The sequence below is a fragment of the Binatus sp. (SeqCode) genome (assembly GCF_049584895.1).
Classification (GTDB): domain Bacteria; phylum Desulfobacterota; class Binatia; order Binatales; family Binataceae; genus Binatus.
This window is the reverse complement of the sequence record NZ_JBAUYR010000051.1, coordinates 1-16,607: the sequence shown is the minus strand read 5'-3', so window position 1 is coordinate 16,607 and position 16,607 is coordinate 1. Positions and strand designations below refer to the sequence as shown.

Here is a 16,607-nt window from a genome sequence, read left to right as displayed (position 1 = left end):
ACGAAGTCCCGCATCATTTTTTCTTAACACTGGGTGCAAGGCTCAGCCCTGCCGAAGGAAGCGTGAAACCCACCGCGGGTTTCACATTAGATAAGGTCTCTCCCTTGATCCCCCTCACGCGCTCCTCTTATCCTCCGGCGCCGCGACTCCCGCCTTCGCCGCCGACTCGACCACCGCCGATCGAAAGATCCCATGCGCCATCGTCGATTCCTCGCGATCCGCCCGCGCCGCATACACTCTCATCCTTACCTCATGCGCCGACTTGTCATCCGGCGCTGCCGCCACCGCCCAATCCGCCAGATGACATGCGAGCATGACTTCGCCCGCCGCAAGTTTCTCGTTAGCGCGCGCAATCACCGCCTCGACGCCACCCGCGAGCGCTGCGATCTCCCGCGCCCGCTCGGCGTCGGTTGCGGGTTTCAGATTCGACGGCATGCCGTCGTACCATCCGCCTTCGAGCCGCCAGATGTTTCGCACGATGAACTCGGGCTCGTCGTAAACCGCCTGCAGCCACGGCTTCTCCGCAAGATTCGCCGGCGGCTTCACCGTATGAATTACTTCGTCGAGCGGCGCGCCCGCATTCATCATCGCAATCGTCTGATCGTATAAACTTTGCAGATAGTTCGCCGTGTCGTTCAACACCGCGCGCACTCGAATCGCGCCGAACACCGGGTAGCCATGTCCCGGCACGAGCACTTCAGCTCCCAGCCGTGCCATCACCCGCAACGCCTCTGCCCATTCGCGCGCATAGCGTTGCGCTTTCTGCGGATTGCCTGCGTTGGGCGCCGCCCAGATGATCAAATCGCCGGTGCACAGCACTTTGCGCTGCGGAATATAAATCCAGCAATGGTCGTCAGTCTCGCCGCGCGCATGATGGCATTCGAACTTGTCGTCGCCCGCAACTACATTCAACTGACTATCGAAGTAAGTATCCGGATATACATACTCAGTCGGCCACGATGCGGGCCGGTTGAACTGCCGCGTATTGACTACATTGTTATAGCCAGCGGTTCGCTTGTAGCGATCGAAGCGCGCCGCGACCGCGCGATGCCCCACGACGCGCGGGCGAGCGACCTTGTTCCTCTGCGCATCCGCAACAATCGCCGGCATCCCGCACGCGTGATCGACGTGCCCATGCGTGTAGATCGCCGTGTTCACCCGCTCCGGCGAGAACTGCCGAATCAGCTTGACGGTGGCGTCCTGGTTGAAGTAGCCGCCCGTGTCGATCAGCACCAACCCTTCGCGGGTCTTGGCCGCCGTCACGTTCGCAAACCAGCGATAGAACATCACCCCATCAGCAACTTCCTCATACTCGCCAGTCGGCAGCAACGGATGAAACTGCCGAGTCGTAATCGCGCCGGTAAAAATCTTTTCCGATTGATCTCTAATCACGCCCATAGCTGCCGCTCCCTTCGATCCGGTGCAGCTCCCTGATGTGCAAGATCTTCTCGTGCTCGACCCACGTATAGCGGCGATGCTGATCGATCAGCCGCGCTTCGATTCCAGCGGCTCGCGCACCTTCGACGTCGATCGAATAAATGTCGCCGGTAAATTTCACTTCGTCTGGACCGACGCCGAGCCGCTCGAGTGCGATCTGAAAGATCCGCGGGTCCGGCTTCGCGACGCCGACGATATGCGAGTCGATAATCACGTCGAAGTACTTCGCCAACCCGAATCGTTTCGCATCGGCTTCGACCTGCCCCTCCGCATTCGACACGATCGCCAGCTTGTAGCCCGCCGACTTGAACGCCTCCAGCGCCTCAAAAACTCCCGGCCGCACCACGCGCCACAGCGTCGCCTCGCGATGTATCGCGCCAAACCTGGTTGCGCATTCCTGAAACTCCTCCTCAGGAATTCCTGCCGCCGTCATCCAGCCGCGAAAAAAATGCTCGTACGCGGCTGAGGTGGCCTGTCCGTTCCCCGGGCTCATCAGATGTCGATCTATAGCCTCGCGACCCGCGTACTCCGCATGCTCGAGCGCGAGCGCATCGAGCTTCCGCCCCTCGCGCGAGAATTCGCGCGCCAGCAATTCGAAATCCAGGAACGCGAGTGTGCCGCCAAAGTCGAATAGTAGTGCTTTCAGTTTTGGTTTTTTCTTGGAACTCATTCTGCATCAGCTTAGCAGGGCACCGCGGTTTCCTCGTCATTAGTTGCGCGGCCATCTCTCAAAAAGATATGATTTTTCTGGAGATTTCTCGCCGCTCCGCAACGCGCCAGGAGAAGTGATGTTCACCGGCATTATAGAAGACCTCGGCACCGTCGAAAGCCTCAAACCGACCGACCAGGGCGCGGTAATTTCGGTGCACACCTCGCTGCCGATTTCCGAAATCAACATCGGCGACTCGATCACCGTCAACGGCGCGTGCCTGACCGTGATTTCCAAAAGTCCCGGCCGCTTTGCGATGGACATCTCCGCCGAGACTCTCCGATGCACCGGGCTTGGCGATCTTAAACCCGGCAGCCGCGTCAATCTCGAGCGATGCCTCACGCTCGGCAAGCTGCTGGGCGGTCATCTGGTGTCCGGTCACGTTGACGGCATTGGCCGCGTCGTGTCGATCAAGCCCGAGGGCGACTCGAAACTTTTCAGCTTCGAGGTGGCGCCCGCGCAAGCGCGCTACCTGGTCGAGAAGGGCTCGGTTGGCATCGACGGCATCAGCCTCACGATTTTTTCGATCAAGGACAATAGTTTTTCGGTCGAGGTGATTCCGCACACGCTGCGATCGACCACGCTCGGTTTCAAGCAGGCCGGTGACTCGGTCAACATCGAGAACGACATGCTGGTGAAATACGTGGAGAAGATTCTGGCGGTGCGAGCCGCCGCAACCCCCGCATAGACAGTGAACAGATGAGCCTGATGCAGATACCGCGCAAGATCGAGTACGCATTGCGTGCGATGATCTACCTCGCCGATCATCCGGCGGGCGTGGCGCGCGGCACCGAAATAGCTACTCGCGAGCACATTCCGAAGTACTACCTCGAAAAAGTGATCCGCGATCTGATGCGCCGCGGACTCGTCCATGCGCGTCGCGGTCCGGGCGGCGGCTACCAGCTCGCGCGCAAGGCCGACACCGTCACGTTCCGCGACATCATCGAAGCCGTCGAGGGACCGATCACTCTCAACGTATGCACCGACGGTAGCAGTTCGTGCGCGCTGCAGCCGACTTGCCGCATGTATCGCGTGTGGGAGAAGGGCCAGCGCGTGTTGCTGGAAGTGTTCTCCGACACCTCGCTCGCCGAAATCGCGGCGTCCCGTCCTTCGCTCCCGATCTGTCCTCCCGAGGCACCCTCGATATCGCCCGCGAAGTCCCAGCCCGCGTAGCCCAATTGAAGACATCTCGAACCCCGACGTCGCGAACACCCTCCGCGCGATTATTCCCCTTCCCTCGAGGGAAGGGGTTAGGGGTTAGGTTCCTCTCTTCTCTGGACCCAACACCGTGAGTGACTTCGCAGCTATCAACCTCAACGATTTCATCGACAAACCGCGTCGCGGCGCCCCGGTCTTTACCGAGAAAACTTTCTATCTCGAAGAATTCTACGGCAAGAGCCTGCTCTTCGCGCTGATTCCTCCCGCCGGACAGCGTATTTCAGACTTCGATTCTCTCGTCCTCACGCTCCGCGAATTGCGCCGCAATCAAACCCGATGCGTTGTCATAGTGTCGCCGAGCGCGCTCCCGAAGCTGATGCGCCGCCTGGGCAAGCTCGCGCCGAAAGAACCGCCTCCCGTTTTTAATCCCTCTGAAGGATTGCGCTCGCGCCCATATCCTCCCGATTCTGCAGTCGCCGAGATCTGGGCGAGGCTTCGCGCCGGTTCGATCGTCGTTGCCTCGATGAGCCGCGACGACGCCGACGATCTCACCGTCTTCGCGCGCGAGCTCGCGAGCCGCCTTCGCGTCTTCAAGCTCCTGATGCTCGATCGGCGTGGCGGCTTAATCGACAAGGACGGTAACCGTCTCTCGTTCGTCGAGGAACATCGGATCCGCCGCACCATGCGCAACATCCGCGGGCGCGCTCGCAGAGCCATCGTGCGCGCTGCACTCGACGCGCTCGAAGACGGCGTCGGCTCGGTCAACCTGGTTGCGCCGGGCGACGTTTACGAAGAGTTGTTCAGTTTTATTGGTGCCGGAACGCTGTTCACCGAGATGCAATACGGCTTCGTCCGCCCGGTCTCGATCGACGACTTCGAGGAAGTCGAGGCGCTAATCGTCCGCGGTCAGACTGAAGGCCACCTTCTTCCTCGCACTCCAGAACAGATCGCGCAGATTCTGCCTTCATGCTTTGGCTATAGAATCGGCGACGAGCACCTCGCTGGAATCTGCTCGCTGTTGACCGAGCCCTACCGCCGCGACCGCGCCGGCGAGATCACCGCGATGTACACGTTGACGCGTTTCCAGGGCGAGGGCGTCGCCGCAGTGCTGGTCCGCGAGATCCTGAAGGAAGCCGAAGCGCGTCACCTCAAGTACGTCTTTGCTTGCACCAGTGACGATCGCGTAGCACATCTCTTCACGCGGCTCGGCTTCAAACTCGCGACGGCTCGCGACGTCTCGCAGGCCAAGTGGAAAGACTACGATACCGCACGCATCGAGAGCCTGAGTATATTGCGCACTGACCTCGACTGACTATTCGACTGACTATTCGATGCTGGTTAAACTTCCACCGGCCGTTGCCATCCTGGCGATCGCTCTTATCGTAGCGGTTTTGACCTTTCATCGGCTCGGAGCGGGCGACGTATGCACTGGCAACGAGGCGGTCGAGGGCGTGTTCGTCCAGCAGATGGTCGAGCACGGGCATTTTCTGTTCCCGGTCGAGAACGGCAACGTCCCGATGTACAAGCCGCCGCTGTTCCACTGGACCGCGGTCGCGATTGATCGAGTCCTCGGCATCAGCAAAGTAACTGCCGCGAATCTGCGGCTACCCGCCGCGCTCTACGCGATCGCCGGCGCGCTTCTCACGATGATCTGCGCGTACGAAATCCTCGGTCTCGACGTCGCCGTCCTCGCCGGACTGACGCTGGCGGCGTCCTACCAGTACATCAGCCAGGGGCGCTTCGGCCGCGTCGACATGACGCTATGTTTCTTCGAGTCCCTGTCCCTGTTCGCTTTTCTGTGGTGGCTGCCGCGCGAGCCGACTTTGTCCGGCCGCGACGCGCGCTTCGAGTCCAATCTGCCCGCGCTATATTCACTCGCGGCCGCTCTCGGTCTCGGAGTGCTCGCCAAGGGTCCGGTTGGCGCAATTCTTCCGGGAGTTTCGATCCTGATTTTCATGGTCGCCGAGCACCGCGGACGCCAAATCCTGACGATGCTCGATCCGGGCGCAATCATTCTCGGCGCCGCGATCGCTTCGAGCTGGTATCTCGCATGCTATCTCGGCGGCCGCAACGCCTTCCTCAATCGCCAACTCGACACCGAAAACGTCGGCCGCTTCTTCGGCTCACTGGGCGCGATGGCGCCGTGGTACTACTTGAAACCAATCCTGCTCAACTCGGCTCCGCTGAGCCTGCTGGTCCCGGTCGCCGCCGTTTACGCATTACTCAGTCCAATAGTCACTCCTAACGGCGATGATTCTACTTCTCGTCCCGAGAAAGGACGCTCCGCCGTCCGACTCTTCGCGATTTTCTACTTCGCCACCGTTATCTTCTTCAGCATCGCAGCCTACAAACGCCGATCGTATTTGCTGCCCGTATGGCCCGCGGCCGCCGTAATTCTCGGGTGGTGGATCGTCACTGTGGCGCCGCCTGCATTCCGCCGCGCCGCGATCTGGTCGTTCGCCGCGCTATGCGCCGGGCTCGTCGTCTTCAATTTCATCTATATTCCACGAGCGGAAATGGAATCCTGCCGCGACGATTCATTTCGCCCCGCCGCCGAAGAAATCGCTCGCGTAGTCGCGCCTGCCGACCCACTCTACCTCTACGGATTCCATGAAGAGGTCGCGCCTCTCCTGTTCTATCTCGATCGCGATGCACCTGTGCTCGACGGCCGCCTCGGCGAGGCGCCGCCGGGCTTTATCATCATGCCCGCCAGCGTCTGGAAAACGCATCAGAGTGAGGCGCTCGACTTCGAACCCGTCCTGACCTCCGATCACGGCAACCGCCACCTGGTACTCGTCAAGCGCGGCAAATCCTACGCGGCGAATCCGCTTCATCACTTCGCAGACCGCATCACCGCTTTGTACCTCGCGCAATCGACCAGGTGATCGTTCACCATCCCGGTCGCCTGCATCATCGCGTAGCAGATTGTCGATCCTACGAACTTGAAGCCGCGGCCAAGCAGCTCCTTGCTCATCGCGTCCGACTCGTCCGTTCGTGCCGGCAGCTGCTTCAACTCGCGCCACTTGTTGATCCGAGACCGTCCGCCGACGAATCGCCAGATGAAATCGTCGAAGCTGCCAAACTCCTTCTGTACCGCGATGAACGCCTTCGCGTTGCTGATCGCCGAATTGATCTTCAACCGATTGCGAACGATCCCCGCGTCCGCGAGCAGTCTCGTCACGTCGCGGTCTCCGAACTTCGCGACGCGCGCCGGATCGAACTCCTTGAAGGCGCTCCGATAGCCCTCGCGCTTGCGCAGAATCGTGTCCCAGCTCAATCCAGCTTGCGCACCTTCGAGCGAAATGAACTCGAACCATCGCCGATCGTCATGCACCGGCACGCCCCACTCTTCATCGTGATAGCGAATAGCCAATTCATTGCGCGCCCATCCGCAACGCATAACCTAACCCCTAGCCCCTTCCCATAGTGGGAAGGGGAACCGGACGTGGAGAAGAGGAGTGGCGCACTTGCTGCCCGTAAAAGTTCTAACAGGGACGAGTCCCGCATCCTTTCTTAGCAGTGGGTGCAGGGGTCACCCCTGCCGAGGGAAGCGTGAAACCCACCGCGGGTTTCACATTTGATTGCGTGATCTACCCTTCCCCTCACGCGCCGCTGGCGAGTTGGCGTTCTGGCTCGAGCTCAGCCTTCTCGGCTGATTTTTCCGCGCATCGACGCTTCATCTCCGCGAACGCGTCATCGACGAACGCTTTCATCAGTGCAACGTCGGGCATGACGCGCGGGTCCGCCATCATTCCGAAGTATAAACTCTTATAGTAACTGAGTATCGCGACTGCATACCCCATGGTCGCGCCGAGTGGTACTAGCGGTACCATGTCCAGGCATACGTGACCGTTTATATATTGCGGCACCTGCACGCCCGGCACGTTGGTCGCGATAAAGTTTATTCCGAATGCGGGCAGCCCGAATCCGTCGGGCCGCGGCTTCCAGTCCGTCCACTTCGCCATCCGTCCCGCCACGTCCATCATCGTGGTCGCGGCGCGCGCGGCCGGTCCGATCAGGCTCGGCGGAATCGCGTCACCGAGCTGCATTACGGCTTCCAGAGCCTGTGCCGAGCCGGCCGCTTTGATTCGCTCGGTCTCTTCGTTGATAAGTTTGAGCCGTTCGATAATATCCATCGGCGCCGCCGGCGCGGTCGGGAACATCATCGAGACGCGATTTCCCAGCGAACTCTTTTCGCTTTTGTGCCGCACGTTGACCGGACATCCAATACACAGTTGCTGTCCCTCGACGGCGTACCCATGATGCTGCAAGTAGCGTGCGGCGCCCTCGGTCAGCATAGCCAGTACGACGTCGTTGACCGATCCGCCGAAGGCCGATCTGATTGCGCGAAAGTCCGAGAACGACTGGCGCGTCCATGCCACGACGCGATCCTGCGTAACCGGCGTCGAGTTCCATGGCGTCGCAACTATTCGCCGCGTCGCGAGCTCCGTCATCACCCGCGACGCCTCTGCGAGTTGGCGCGCGCGCTCCGCCACCGACCCCGGGTCCTCGATCGCTTCGACCGCGGCGTTAATCGTCGAGTTAACCGTGCGTTGAACCTGATCGCGCAACGCCTCCGCGAAACGCCGAATCATGCTCGAGGGCCGCGCCGCGACCCACGGTTCCGGCGGCTGCGGGACATCGTCGGGCTCCGCGCGAAAATCGTACATCACCTTGAGCAGCTCGACCCCCGACACGCCATCGACCAGGCAATGATGCACTTTCCACATCAGGGCCGTGCGATTTCCGTCGAGGTTGTGGAATGTGTGCAATTCCCACAGCGGATGCTTGCGATCGAGCGGCTTCTGGTAAACCCGCATCATTTCCGCGAGCGCGTCGGCGTCGCTCATTCCCTCGGGGAGCTCATGCAGAAACACATGATTCTCGAGCGCGAATTCCGGATCATCTTCCATCATCGCGTGCGAGAAGTTCAGCGGAACTTCGTTCAGCCGCTGTCGGTAGCGCGGCACCAGATGCATCCGCTCCTCGAAATGCCCCAGTAGCGCGTTGAAGTCGACTCGTCCTTCGAACAGCCCGATCGAACCGATATGCAGCGGACCGCTTTGCGATTCGCCATAGATGAACGTCGCGTCCTGTGTCGACAGCCGATAGCTCGCGGGGGATGGAAACGTTGATTTTTCGGCCATTCGAACCTCACCTTTCGAACCAGTTGCCCCCGGGGTTTGGGCCACGGCTCGGGGCTCTGTCCGAGCCGAAAAATCCTGAAAATCACAATGCCGTAGTGCGCAAAGTTTGGCAGGCATGCCATCCAAAGTGCAAGCCGAATTTTATTCCAGCTACGCTTGCCGACGGCCTATCACTGATCTAAGGATAGCGCTGGCGCGGGTTAAGAGCGTCTTACGAGTATTCTCGACGGCTGCGCTTGCCCGGAGTAGTTTCGCCGGAGGTTTCGATGGCCGAGCAGATTAAGACTAATCGCCCTTATCCAATTCAGCTTAAATTGCGCGACGGTCGCAGCGCCGCCATTCGCGTCATGGAGCCGGGCGACCTCGACCGCATAATCGATTTCGCCAGAAACCTGCCCGCCGACGATCTGCTCTTCCTCCGCACCGACATCACGGACCGCCACGTCGTCCAGCAATGGATCGACAATATCAAGAACGGACACACCATCACACTGCTCGCCGAGGTTGACGGCGAGCTCGCGGCCTACGCCAGCGTTCATCTCGACCAGGCGCGATGGACCCGGCGGGTGGGCGAAATCCGCATCATCACTTCGTCGCGCTATCGTGGCGCGGGACTGGGCCGCCGTCTGGCCGCCGAGGTATTCGATCTCGCGCGATCGCTTGGCCTCAAAAAGATCACCGCGCAAATGACGACCGATCAGTCCGCCGCACGCGCCGCTTTCGAGCATCTGGGCTTTCAGGTCGAGGCGATACTGTCGGACTGGGTCGAGGACCGTCGCGGCCGCGCCCGCGATCTCCTGATAATGAGCTACGACGTAAACGGATTCTCCGACCACGTCGTCGCCTGAGATCAATCCTTCTTTACCTCTCCCGCCGGGAGAGGACGCGCCAGCGGCGCGGGTGAGGGCCCGTGGATCGAGCTGAATGCGAGCGCCCTCACCCGATGCTCGCGGGCTCGCATCGACCTCTCCCGCGGGGAGAGGTAATTAGGGCGTCACCACCAGTATTCTGAACGTTTCGGGAACCGGCACTGGTCGCGGATGCGCCGGATTCGAGCCGGCAGGAAACGTCAGGTCCGCCGTCGGCAGATAAATCATCACGCCGGTAGGATCGACGGCCATCGTCCGCGCACCCACCTCGGTCTTCAACACTTGCGCGACTTCGAACTTGTCCGGTGACACTTCGCGAATGATCGTCAAAGTTCCGTCGCCGCAACTCGCGAAAGCCAGGCCGTCACGAAACGCAGTCGCGTCGACGAACGCGCCGATTGAAAGATCCGCCACGATCTTGCCGTCATCTGCGTTCATCACGATCAGATGTTTGTTTCGACATCCGATGAACAGGCGTCGCGTCGCGCGATCCATCGACATCCCGGTCGGCCGCATTCCGGGCGCAGTCGGCCATCGTGCGACAACTTTCATCGTCTTCGTATCGACAACCGCAACCTCGTCCTTGTCCGCGATATTGACGTAGACCTTGCCCTTCTCGTCGGCGACCGCGAACTCCGGCGAGCCGCCCAGATCGACGCTCGCGGCAGGTTGACCACCGTTCGGATTCACATCGGGAGCAATCGCGACCAGCTTATGTGCGTCGCCGCACATCACCAGCACGCGATTGCTCGCGCGATCATAGATGATACCGTCGGCGTCATCTGCCGCCGGCACGTGGCCCAGCACCGCGTGAGACCTCAGGTCGAAGATCAATACCGAGCCGCTGCCGCCGTCGCTGATAAATCCGCGATGCGCGTCCGGGACCAGCGCCACGCCATGAGATCTCTTCTGGCCGTAAATATCCGCCACGACTCTTCCCGTCGATACGTCGATCGCCATCGTATGGGTGACGCGAGTGACGTACAGGATGCCGTGGTGAAGCGTCGCGTAGTCCCATCCGCCCTCGCCGCCAATCTTATAGGTCGCGGCCAGCTTGTATTCGGGCGTCGCTACGTCTGCCGCAAATCCCGCTCCAGTGGCGAGCGTCGCGCCCACAATCACCAACAATAAGACTCGCAAACCATTCTTCATCTTTTAATTCCTGGTCAGATTCATCTAGCTCTCTCCAGCAACTCGTCGGGCAATCGAAACGATCCGTCGGCCTCGCACGGCAACTCGACCACCCGCGCGACCGCCTCGACATTCAACTCACCATATAGATGAGGAAACAACTCGCCCGGCGCTTCATCGCGCGGCATTGCGGGCGCCTCATACTTCAACTCCGCCGTCAGCCGCGACTCCTCGATACACAAGACGACCAGGTCCCGTTGCCCGCGATAAAAACGATTAGCAGTGTCGATCACTTGTGTGAGCTTCGAGCAATGGATGAACCCCTCCGAGCGCAAACTATCAGCCGCGTACGTCCCGCGCCCGACTGCAAGCATCCACTCAATCCGCCTGACGATATGTACGATCATCCCTGTCACTGGATACGTTCCCAAATCGCCGGCACTTTACCGAAGCGAAGTATCGAGGATACTTACTCGCCCCGCGGCGCAGGTGAGAAGAGCTTTGCAATTTTACTAAACGATTGGTATGTGATTGGAAGTCTCAATTATCGGGTTGTGGTACGTTCTGGCGAACGACTGAAGACCCGACCCACGGAGGATCTCCGAATGAAAGTTGGTGGCGCTGTTATCTTTCAGAATCCGCACAATGTCCGATCGGACCGCGACGTTTACGTCGAAGATCTGCGGATCGGCGACCTCTACGAGCCGCTCGGATTCGATTCCATCTGGAGCGTCGAGCATCATTTCGACGACTACACGATGTGCCCCGACGTGCTGCAGTTCCTGACCTACTACGCCGGCCGCACCAAGACGATCCAGCTCGGATCGATGGTGGTCGTGATGCCGTGGCATGATCCGATGCGTGTCGCGGAGCAGGTGTCGGTGGTCGATCACATGTCGAACGGGCGCATGATTCTGGGACTCGGGCGCGGACTTGCGCGGATCGAGTTCGAGGGCTTCCGCGTACCGCTCGGTGAATCGCGCGAGCGCTTTATCGAGTCGGCCGAGATGCTGCTCGAGGGGCTCGAGAAGGGCTACTGCGAATACGACGGCAAGTACATCAAACAGCCGCGCCGCGACATCCGGCCCAAGCCGTTCAAGTCGTTCAAGGGACGCACTTACGCTGCGGCGGTGTCGCCCGAGTCCGCGCGAATCATGGCGAAGCTCGGCATCGGCATCCTGATCATTCCGCAGAAGCCGTGGGAGGCCGTCGCGCAGGAACTGGGCGAGTATCGCACTATCTACAAACAGGTGAACGGCGGTGAGCCGTTGCCGACGATCGCGGCGGGATGGACCTTCTGCGACAAGAGCGCCGACCGCGCGCGCGAGATGGCGGTAAAATACATCGGCGGCTACTGGGACACCGCGCTGCGGCATTACGAGATGGCGAGCGAGCATTTCGGCAAAGCCAAGGGCTACGAGTACTACGAGCAGATGGCGAAGAACCTGAAGGGCAACACCAGCGCGTCGATCGAGTACTTCCTGAGCCTCCAGGTCTGGGGCACCCCCGAGATGTGCTTCAACAAGATCGATGAGATTCGGCAGAAGGTCGGCGCGGATCATTTCACCGGCGTGTTCAGCTACGCTGGGATGCCAATCGAGGACGCGGAGAAGAGCCTGCGGCTGTTCGCGAGCGACGTGATGCCGGAATTAAAGAAGCTGAACGGAGTGAAGGCTGAAGCGGCGTAAGAAAGAATCGAAGATGTTGAGCTTTTGAGACAGCCCGGGCAACCGGGCTGTCTCTTTTTAAATCTGGTTCCCCTTCCCGCTCGGGAAGGGGTTAGGGGTTGGGTTCTTCGCCGCGAGCGCTTCGCTTACTTGCCGATGAACTTGCCCGGACGCCTCTCGCTTACTGCTTTGACGCCTTCGCGGTGGTCTTCGGTTTTGAAGAGCCGGGATTGTTCCTTGAATTCGTGATCGGTTTGCGCCTTGACGGCGTCGGCGAGGCCCTGGCGCATCGTCGCGCGCGTCGATAGCAGCGCGAGCGGGGCGCCCTCCGCGATTTCCTTCGCAAGCGCGAGCGCGGAGTTGCGGAGATCGTCCGGCTCAACCAGCTGATCGCACAGGCCCCATTCGAGCGCTTCTTTACCATCGATGCGGCGGCCGGTGTAGAACATCAGGCTGGCTTTCTGCACACCGATCAAACGCGGCAGCGTGTACGTCAAGCCGAAGCCGGGGTGGATGCCGAGCTTGACGAAGTTCGCGGCGAAGCGACTGTCGGCGGTCGCGACCCGGAAGTCTGCTACCAGCGCGAGTCCGAAACCTCCGCCGATCGCGGAGCCTTGAACTGCGGCGACGACGGGCTTTTTGCATCGGAACAGTCGCACGCCTTCGATGTAGAGCGGATTCTCGCCGGGACGCGCGGGGGCCTCGCCGCTCTGCGCGTCGCGATTGGCGAAGTTGGCACCGGCGCAAAACGACTTGCCCTCAGAGCAGAGCATCAGCGCGCGGCATTCGGGGGTCTGGTCGAGCGCCTCGAACGCGTCGGCGAGATCGTGAATCAGATTGAAATCGAAGAAGTTGTGCGGCGGGCGATGAATCTCGAGTGTCGCCACATTGCCGTCGAGCTTCACGGATACGTCGCCATATTTTGGTTCGAACATCGTCAGCTCCTATGCGGTCGCGATTCAGGTCCCAGAATTAGTTCCCGCCAATCGAATGTGCAACGGGAACAAATCGCTCATTGAACGATCGTTTAAGATTTCGCTTGCGTGATCGTATCAAGATGCGCGATTCTTCTGGTGGGAGAACTAAGCCATGCACGATCTGGTAATTCGAAACGGCAAAATTGTCGATGGCAGCGGAGCGCCTGCGTTCACCGGCGACATCGCGATCGACGACGGTGTAATCACCAGCGTTGGCGCGAAAGCTGGCGCGGCGCGGCGCGAAATCGATGCGGCGGGCCTCGTCGTGACACCGGGATGGGTCGATATCCACACGCACTACGACGGCCAGGTCACGTGGGATCCGTACCTCAGCCCTTCGAGCTGGCACGGCGTTACGACGATCGTGATGGGTAACTGCGGAGTCGGCTTTGCGCCGGTCCATCCGGGGCAGCAGGAGTTTCTGATCGGGCTGATGGAAGGCGTCGAGGACATCCCCGGCAGCGCGCTCTCCGAAGGAATCAAGTGGGGCTGGGAATCGTTTCCCGAATACATGAACGCGATCGAGAAGATGCCGCGCGTGCTCGACGTTGGCGCGCAAATGCCGCACGGCTCGCTGCGCACCTACGTGATGGGCGAGCGCGGCGCGCGCAACGAGGAAGCGACGCCCGACGATATCGCGAAGATGGCGGCCCTCGTGCGCGATTCGCTCAAGGCCGGCGCGCTTGGATTCACGACTTCGCGCACGATGCTGCATCGCGCGAAGAACAAGGATCTCGTGCCGGGAACTTTTGCCAGCGAGGCTGAACTGCTCGGGATCGGGCGCGCGATGGGCGACGTCGGGCACGGCGTGTTCGAAATGGCGTCGGACATGGTCGGCGCCGACGCGACGATGGAGTGGATGATCAAGCTCTCGACCGAGACCGGGCTGCCGATCACGTTCGCCATGGCGCAGGTCGACAGCAATCCCGACGGCTTCCGCCATATGCTCGAGCGCGTGCGCAAATACAACGCGAATGGCGCGCACTTGGTGCCGCAGATTCCGGGCAGGCCGACGGGGATGCTGATGGGACTGCAAAGCTCGCTGCACCCGTTCATCGCGCATCGGAGCTACCAGGAGATTGCGCATCTGCCGATTGATGAGCGCGTTGCAAGGATGCGCGATCCGCAGGTCCGCGCGCGAATCCTCGCCGACCAGCCGGCGGTGAAGGATCGCGTGACACTGTATCTGCTGACCAACTTCGCGAAGTACTTCGCGCTCGGCGATCCTCCCAACTACGAGCCCGCGCGCGAGACCAGCGTTGCCGCACGCGCCGAGCGCGAGGGCAAGTCGCCAGCGGAGCTGACTTACGACTTGATGCTCGAGCGGGAAGGACGCGAGCTGCTCTACATGCCGTTTGCCAACTATTCGGATTACAACTTCGACGCGCTGCGCGAGATGCTGCTCAATCCGGCGACCGCGCTCGGACTTAGCGACGGCGGCGCGCATTGCGGACTGATCTGCGACGCCAGCATGCCGACCTACATGCTCACGCACTGGGTGCGCGATCGCAGCCGCGGCGAGCGCCTGCCGATCGAGATGATCGTGAAGCGGCAGACGAGCGACACCGCGAAGTTCTACGGATTGCGGGATCGCGGAGTGCTCGTGCCCGGAATGAAGGGCGACGTCAACGTGATCGACATGGACGCGCTGCGGTTGCATCCGCCGCAGATGGTGTTCGATCTTCCTGCAGGTGGACGCCGATTGATTCAGCGCGCCGAGGGTTACAGGCACACCGTGGTGAGCGGCGAAATTTCGTTCGAGGACGGCAAGGCGACCGACGCGATGCCCGGCAAGCTGATTCGCGGCCCTCAACCGGCGCCGCGCGCGACGGCTTGAGGCTATCAAACGCGCGATTCAGATAGAACTCGAACATAAAAGTACCGCCAGTGGGTACTGTCTCAGTTTGAAATTTCAAAAAGGAATCTCAAAAACCAGAAGCATACTCGCAACGGTAAATAGCAAAAGGATCGCCCGCGCTGGTCGTTTCAAGTTTCTCACAATTAAAGCAGTCATTACCGAAATGAAGACAATGTCTATCAGCACAGTGAGTGCCAGTTCTCCATGGTCTTGGTTTTCGAATGCGAAGATCGGCAACAGTAATATGGATATTGGAGCCGCCAGGTAAACCTGCCATGGCCAACGCATAAGGGCTCCGAACAACGCTATTGATGCAATTTCAGTCGCAAGCAATTGATTGACACACGAACGCAGCGTCCCCGCTTTGCTCACGATTCTGGTTCTTTCTGGCTCGTCTCCCATTCGTCCACGATTCCAACCAGTTCCTCGAACGAGAATAGTTGATCCACGATGCCCGATTCCATCGCGGAGTCGCGGGACCTCTAGCCCTTAAGCGAAGAAGCTGCTAGATACTAAAAGCGCGAACTCGCAGGAAGACACTAACGATGAATCCGAATATCGAAAGGGCACGGGGAACCTCCCGTGGTGGTGTGTCTGCGACGTTCGATCATCATTGACTCAATAGCATAATCAGAACGCGTAAGACGGCCACGGGTGCTAGCACTCCGTGGCCGTTTTGTTTTTTGGCGGGACGAAAAACGCGCACGCGCGTTGAAGGCAGGTAATTCGATGTTGGTAGAAGTGGAAAATTTGAGTAAGACCTTCGGCGACTTTCGCGCGGTCGATGACGTCAGTTTCGGGATCGAGCGCGGCGAGATCATAGGCCTGCTCGGGGCGAACGGTGCCGGCAAGACCACCACGATTCATATGGTCCTCGGGCTGATCACGCCGACCTCGGGGCGCATCAGCATTTTCGGCAAGTCGATGGCGACGCATCGCGGAGAAATCCTGGAGAAGGTGAACTTCACGTCGCCCTACTCCACCTTTCCGTTTCGGCTGACGGTGCTCGAGAACCTGAAGGTCTTCGCGCGCATCTACAATCTGAAAAAGCCGCGCGAACGAATCGACGAACAGTTAGAGCGGTTCGGAATCACCAAGCTGCGCGACAAGGCCATTTCGGGGCTGTCGTCGGGCGAGAATACGCGGGTCGGGCTGTGCAAGGCTTTCATGAACGATCCGGAGCTGCTGCTGCTCGACGAGCCGACCGCGTATCTCGATCCCGAAATCGCGTGGCAGGTGAAGAACGCGCTGCTCGACGCTCAACGCGAAAAGGGCACGACGATTCTGTACACGTCGCACAACATGGATGAGGTCGAGCGGATGTGTAAGCGGATTATTTTTCTGCATCACGGGAAAATAATTGCGGCGGGCAGTCCGATCGAAATCACGCAGGCGATTCTCGAAGAAGAACGCGAGGAGCCCGCGCTGGAGGAAGTCTTCATGCGCGTGGTCAAAGGCAAGGCAGCATGAAATTACATCGAGTCAACGCCGTGATCGCGCGGCATGTATATGAGTCGCGGCGCAACTTTGATCGCGTCGTCGACACGCTCTGGTGGCCGGTGCTTGACATCGTCATGTGGGGCTTTTTCTCGATCTACCTGACGCACGGGAAAGGGCTGCAGCCCAGCTTCATAAGCGTGATGCTTGGCGCCGC

16 protein-coding genes and 1 pseudogene are annotated in these 16,607 nt (G+C 60.1%); 9 read left to right on the top strand and 8 right to left on the bottom strand.

All coding sequences use genetic code 11. The annotated features are described in order from the left end of the window. Positions 1 to 114: 114 nt before the first annotated feature. Both WB650_RS10035 and WB650_RS10030 read right to left on the bottom strand, forming a co-directional pair. Entirely contained in the window at positions 115 to 1,398 is a 1,284-nt protein-coding gene (locus WB650_RS10035; RefSeq protein WP_423960310.1) for an alkyl sulfatase dimerization domain-containing protein, read from the bottom strand. Further along, on the bottom strand, positions 1,385 to 2,107 hold the full coding sequence (locus tag WB650_RS10030; RefSeq protein WP_422304762.1) for an HAD family hydrolase: 723 nt from the start codon (positions 2,105 to 2,107) through the stop codon (positions 1,385 to 1,387). Before WB650_RS10030 ends, WB650_RS10035 begins: the two co-directional genes overlap by 14 nt. Positions 2,108 to 2,225: 118 nt before the next feature. On the opposite strand from WB650_RS10030, the gene WB650_RS10025 reads away from it, so the two are divergent. From WB650_RS10025 to WB650_RS10010, 4 genes are all read left to right on the top strand, one after another. After that, entirely contained in the window at positions 2,226 to 2,834 is a 609-nt protein-coding gene (locus WB650_RS10025) for a riboflavin synthase (protein WP_422304760.1), read from the top strand. Between the two features lie 11 nt (positions 2,835 to 2,845). After that, positions 2,846 to 3,319, top strand: coding sequence for an RrF2 family transcriptional regulator (locus tag WB650_RS10020; protein WP_423960309.1), 474 nt, complete (start codon positions 2,846 to 2,848; stop codon positions 3,317 to 3,319). Positions 3,320 to 3,434: 115 nt separating this feature from the next. Next, the gene (locus tag WB650_RS10015; RefSeq protein ID WP_422301027.1) at positions 3,435 to 4,616 is read left to right on the top strand and encodes a GNAT family N-acetyltransferase; all 1,182 of its coding nucleotides are present in this window, start codon (positions 3,435 to 3,437) and stop codon (positions 4,614 to 4,616) included. 19 nt (positions 4,617 to 4,635) lie between these two features. Continuing rightward, the gene (locus WB650_RS10010) at positions 4,636 to 6,189 is read left to right on the top strand and encodes an ArnT family glycosyltransferase (RefSeq protein ID WP_422301028.1); all 1,554 of its coding nucleotides are present in this window, start codon (positions 4,636 to 4,638) and stop codon (positions 6,187 to 6,189) included. On the opposite strand, the gene WB650_RS10005 is transcribed toward WB650_RS10010, so the two are convergent. Then, entirely contained in the window at positions 6,138 to 6,704 is a 567-nt protein-coding gene (locus WB650_RS10005; RefSeq protein WP_422301029.1) for a DNA-3-methyladenine glycosylase I, read from the bottom strand. The two genes, WB650_RS10010 and WB650_RS10005, sit on opposite strands and share 52 nt — an antisense overlap. Positions 6,705 to 6,906: 202 nt before the next feature. Then, the gene (locus tag WB650_RS10000) at positions 6,907 to 8,451 is read right to left on the bottom strand and encodes a wax ester/triacylglycerol synthase family O-acyltransferase (RefSeq protein WP_422301030.1); all 1,545 of its coding nucleotides are present in this window, start codon (positions 8,449 to 8,451) and stop codon (positions 6,907 to 6,909) included. Between the two features lie 266 nt (positions 8,452 to 8,717). On the opposite strand from WB650_RS10000, the gene WB650_RS09995 reads away from it, so the two are divergent. Then, the gene (locus WB650_RS09995; protein ID WP_422292661.1) at positions 8,718 to 9,299 is read left to right on the top strand and encodes a GNAT family N-acetyltransferase; all 582 of its coding nucleotides are present in this window, start codon (positions 8,718 to 8,720) and stop codon (positions 9,297 to 9,299) included. A gap of 138 nt (positions 9,300 to 9,437) precedes the next feature. On the opposite strand, the gene WB650_RS09990 is transcribed toward WB650_RS09995, so the two are convergent. Continuing rightward, positions 9,438 to 10,472 carry a YncE family protein gene (locus WB650_RS09990; RefSeq protein ID WP_422301031.1) on the bottom strand — a complete coding sequence of 345 codons (1,035 nt, stop codon included), beginning with the start codon at positions 10,470 to 10,472 and terminating at the stop codon, positions 9,438 to 9,440. A 20-nt stretch (positions 10,473 to 10,492) separates the two neighbouring features. Next, a complete protein-coding gene (locus tag WB650_RS09985; protein WP_422301032.1) occupies positions 10,493 to 10,858 on the bottom strand; it encodes a DUF952 domain-containing protein in 366 nt (121 codons plus the stop codon). A 198-nt stretch (positions 10,859 to 11,056) separates the two neighbouring features. Between WB650_RS09985 and WB650_RS09980 the strand changes: the two genes are divergently transcribed. Beyond that, positions 11,057 to 12,139, top strand: a complete 1,083-nt coding sequence (locus WB650_RS09980) for an LLM class flavin-dependent oxidoreductase (protein WP_422301033.1) — start codon at positions 11,057 to 11,059, stop codon at positions 12,137 to 12,139. 125 nt (positions 12,140 to 12,264) lie between these two features. Here the strand turns inward: WB650_RS09980 and WB650_RS09975 are convergent, their stop codons facing one another. Next, complete coding sequence (locus WB650_RS09975) at positions 12,265 to 13,053, bottom strand: enoyl-CoA hydratase/isomerase family protein (RefSeq protein ID WP_423960305.1); 789 nt, start codon at positions 13,051 to 13,053, stop codon at positions 12,265 to 12,267. Positions 13,054 to 13,207: 154 nt separating this feature from the next. On the opposite strand from WB650_RS09975, the gene WB650_RS09970 reads away from it, so the two are divergent. Then, positions 13,208 to 14,932: an N-acyl-D-amino-acid deacylase family protein gene (locus WB650_RS09970; protein WP_422301034.1), complete on the top strand. Its 1,725-nt coding sequence runs from the start codon at positions 13,208 to 13,210 to the stop codon at positions 14,930 to 14,932. Between the two features lie 75 nt (positions 14,933 to 15,007). Here WB650_RS09970 and WB650_RS09965 read toward each other — a convergent pair whose 3' ends face one another. Further along, complete coding sequence (locus WB650_RS09965) at positions 15,008 to 15,325, bottom strand: hypothetical protein (RefSeq protein ID WP_423960303.1); 318 nt, start codon at positions 15,323 to 15,325, stop codon at positions 15,008 to 15,010. 357 nt (positions 15,326 to 15,682) lie between these two features. Between WB650_RS09965 and WB650_RS09960 the strand changes: the two genes are divergently transcribed. Then, entirely contained in the window at positions 15,683 to 16,423 is a 741-nt protein-coding gene (locus WB650_RS09960) for an ABC transporter ATP-binding protein (protein ID WP_423960302.1), read from the top strand. Beyond that, a pseudogene (locus tag WB650_RS09955) lies at positions 16,420 to 16,607 on the top strand (ABC transporter permease); the annotation flags it as partial. The gene WB650_RS09960 and the pseudogene WB650_RS09955, both read left to right, overlap by 4 nt.

Coding starts and splice junctions, on each gene's coding strand:
- WB650_RS10035 (WP_423960310.1), bottom strand. CDS start 1,398: ATGGGCGTGATTAGAGATCAATCGGAAAAGATTTTTACCGGCGCGATT.
- WB650_RS10030 (WP_422304762.1), bottom strand. CDS start 2,107: ATGAGTTCCAAGAAAAAACCAAAACTGAAAGCACTACTATTCGACTTT.
- WB650_RS10025 (WP_422304760.1), top strand. CDS start 2,226: ATGTTCACCGGCATTATAGAAGACCTCGGCACCGTCGAAAGCCTCAAA.
- WB650_RS10020 (WP_423960309.1), top strand. CDS start 2,846: ATGAGCCTGATGCAGATACCGCGCAAGATCGAGTACGCATTGCGTGCG.
- WB650_RS10010 (WP_422301028.1), top strand. CDS start 4,636: ATGCTGGTTAAACTTCCACCGGCCGTTGCCATCCTGGCGATCGCTCTT.
- WB650_RS10005 (WP_422301029.1), bottom strand. CDS start 6,704: ATGCGTTGCGGATGGGCGCGCAATGAATTGGCTATTCGCTATCACGAT.
- WB650_RS10000 (WP_422301030.1), bottom strand. CDS start 8,451: ATGGCCGAAAAATCAACGTTTCCATCCCCCGCGAGCTATCGGCTGTCG.
- WB650_RS09995 (WP_422292661.1), top strand. CDS start 8,718: ATGGCCGAGCAGATTAAGACTAATCGCCCTTATCCAATTCAGCTTAAA.
- WB650_RS09990 (WP_422301031.1), bottom strand. CDS start 10,472: ATGAAGAATGGTTTGCGAGTCTTATTGTTGGTGATTGTGGGCGCGACG.
- WB650_RS09985 (WP_422301032.1), bottom strand. CDS start 10,858: ATGATCGTACATATCGTCAGGCGGATTGAGTGGATGCTTGCAGTCGGG.
- WB650_RS09980 (WP_422301033.1), top strand. CDS start 11,057: ATGAAAGTTGGTGGCGCTGTTATCTTTCAGAATCCGCACAATGTCCGA.
- WB650_RS09975 (WP_423960305.1), bottom strand. CDS start 13,053: ATGTTCGAACCAAAATATGGCGACGTATCCGTGAAGCTCGACGGCAAT.
- WB650_RS09970 (WP_422301034.1), top strand. CDS start 13,208: ATGCACGATCTGGTAATTCGAAACGGCAAAATTGTCGATGGCAGCGGA.
- WB650_RS09960 (WP_423960302.1), top strand. CDS start 15,683: ATGTTGGTAGAAGTGGAAAATTTGAGTAAGACCTTCGGCGACTTTCGC.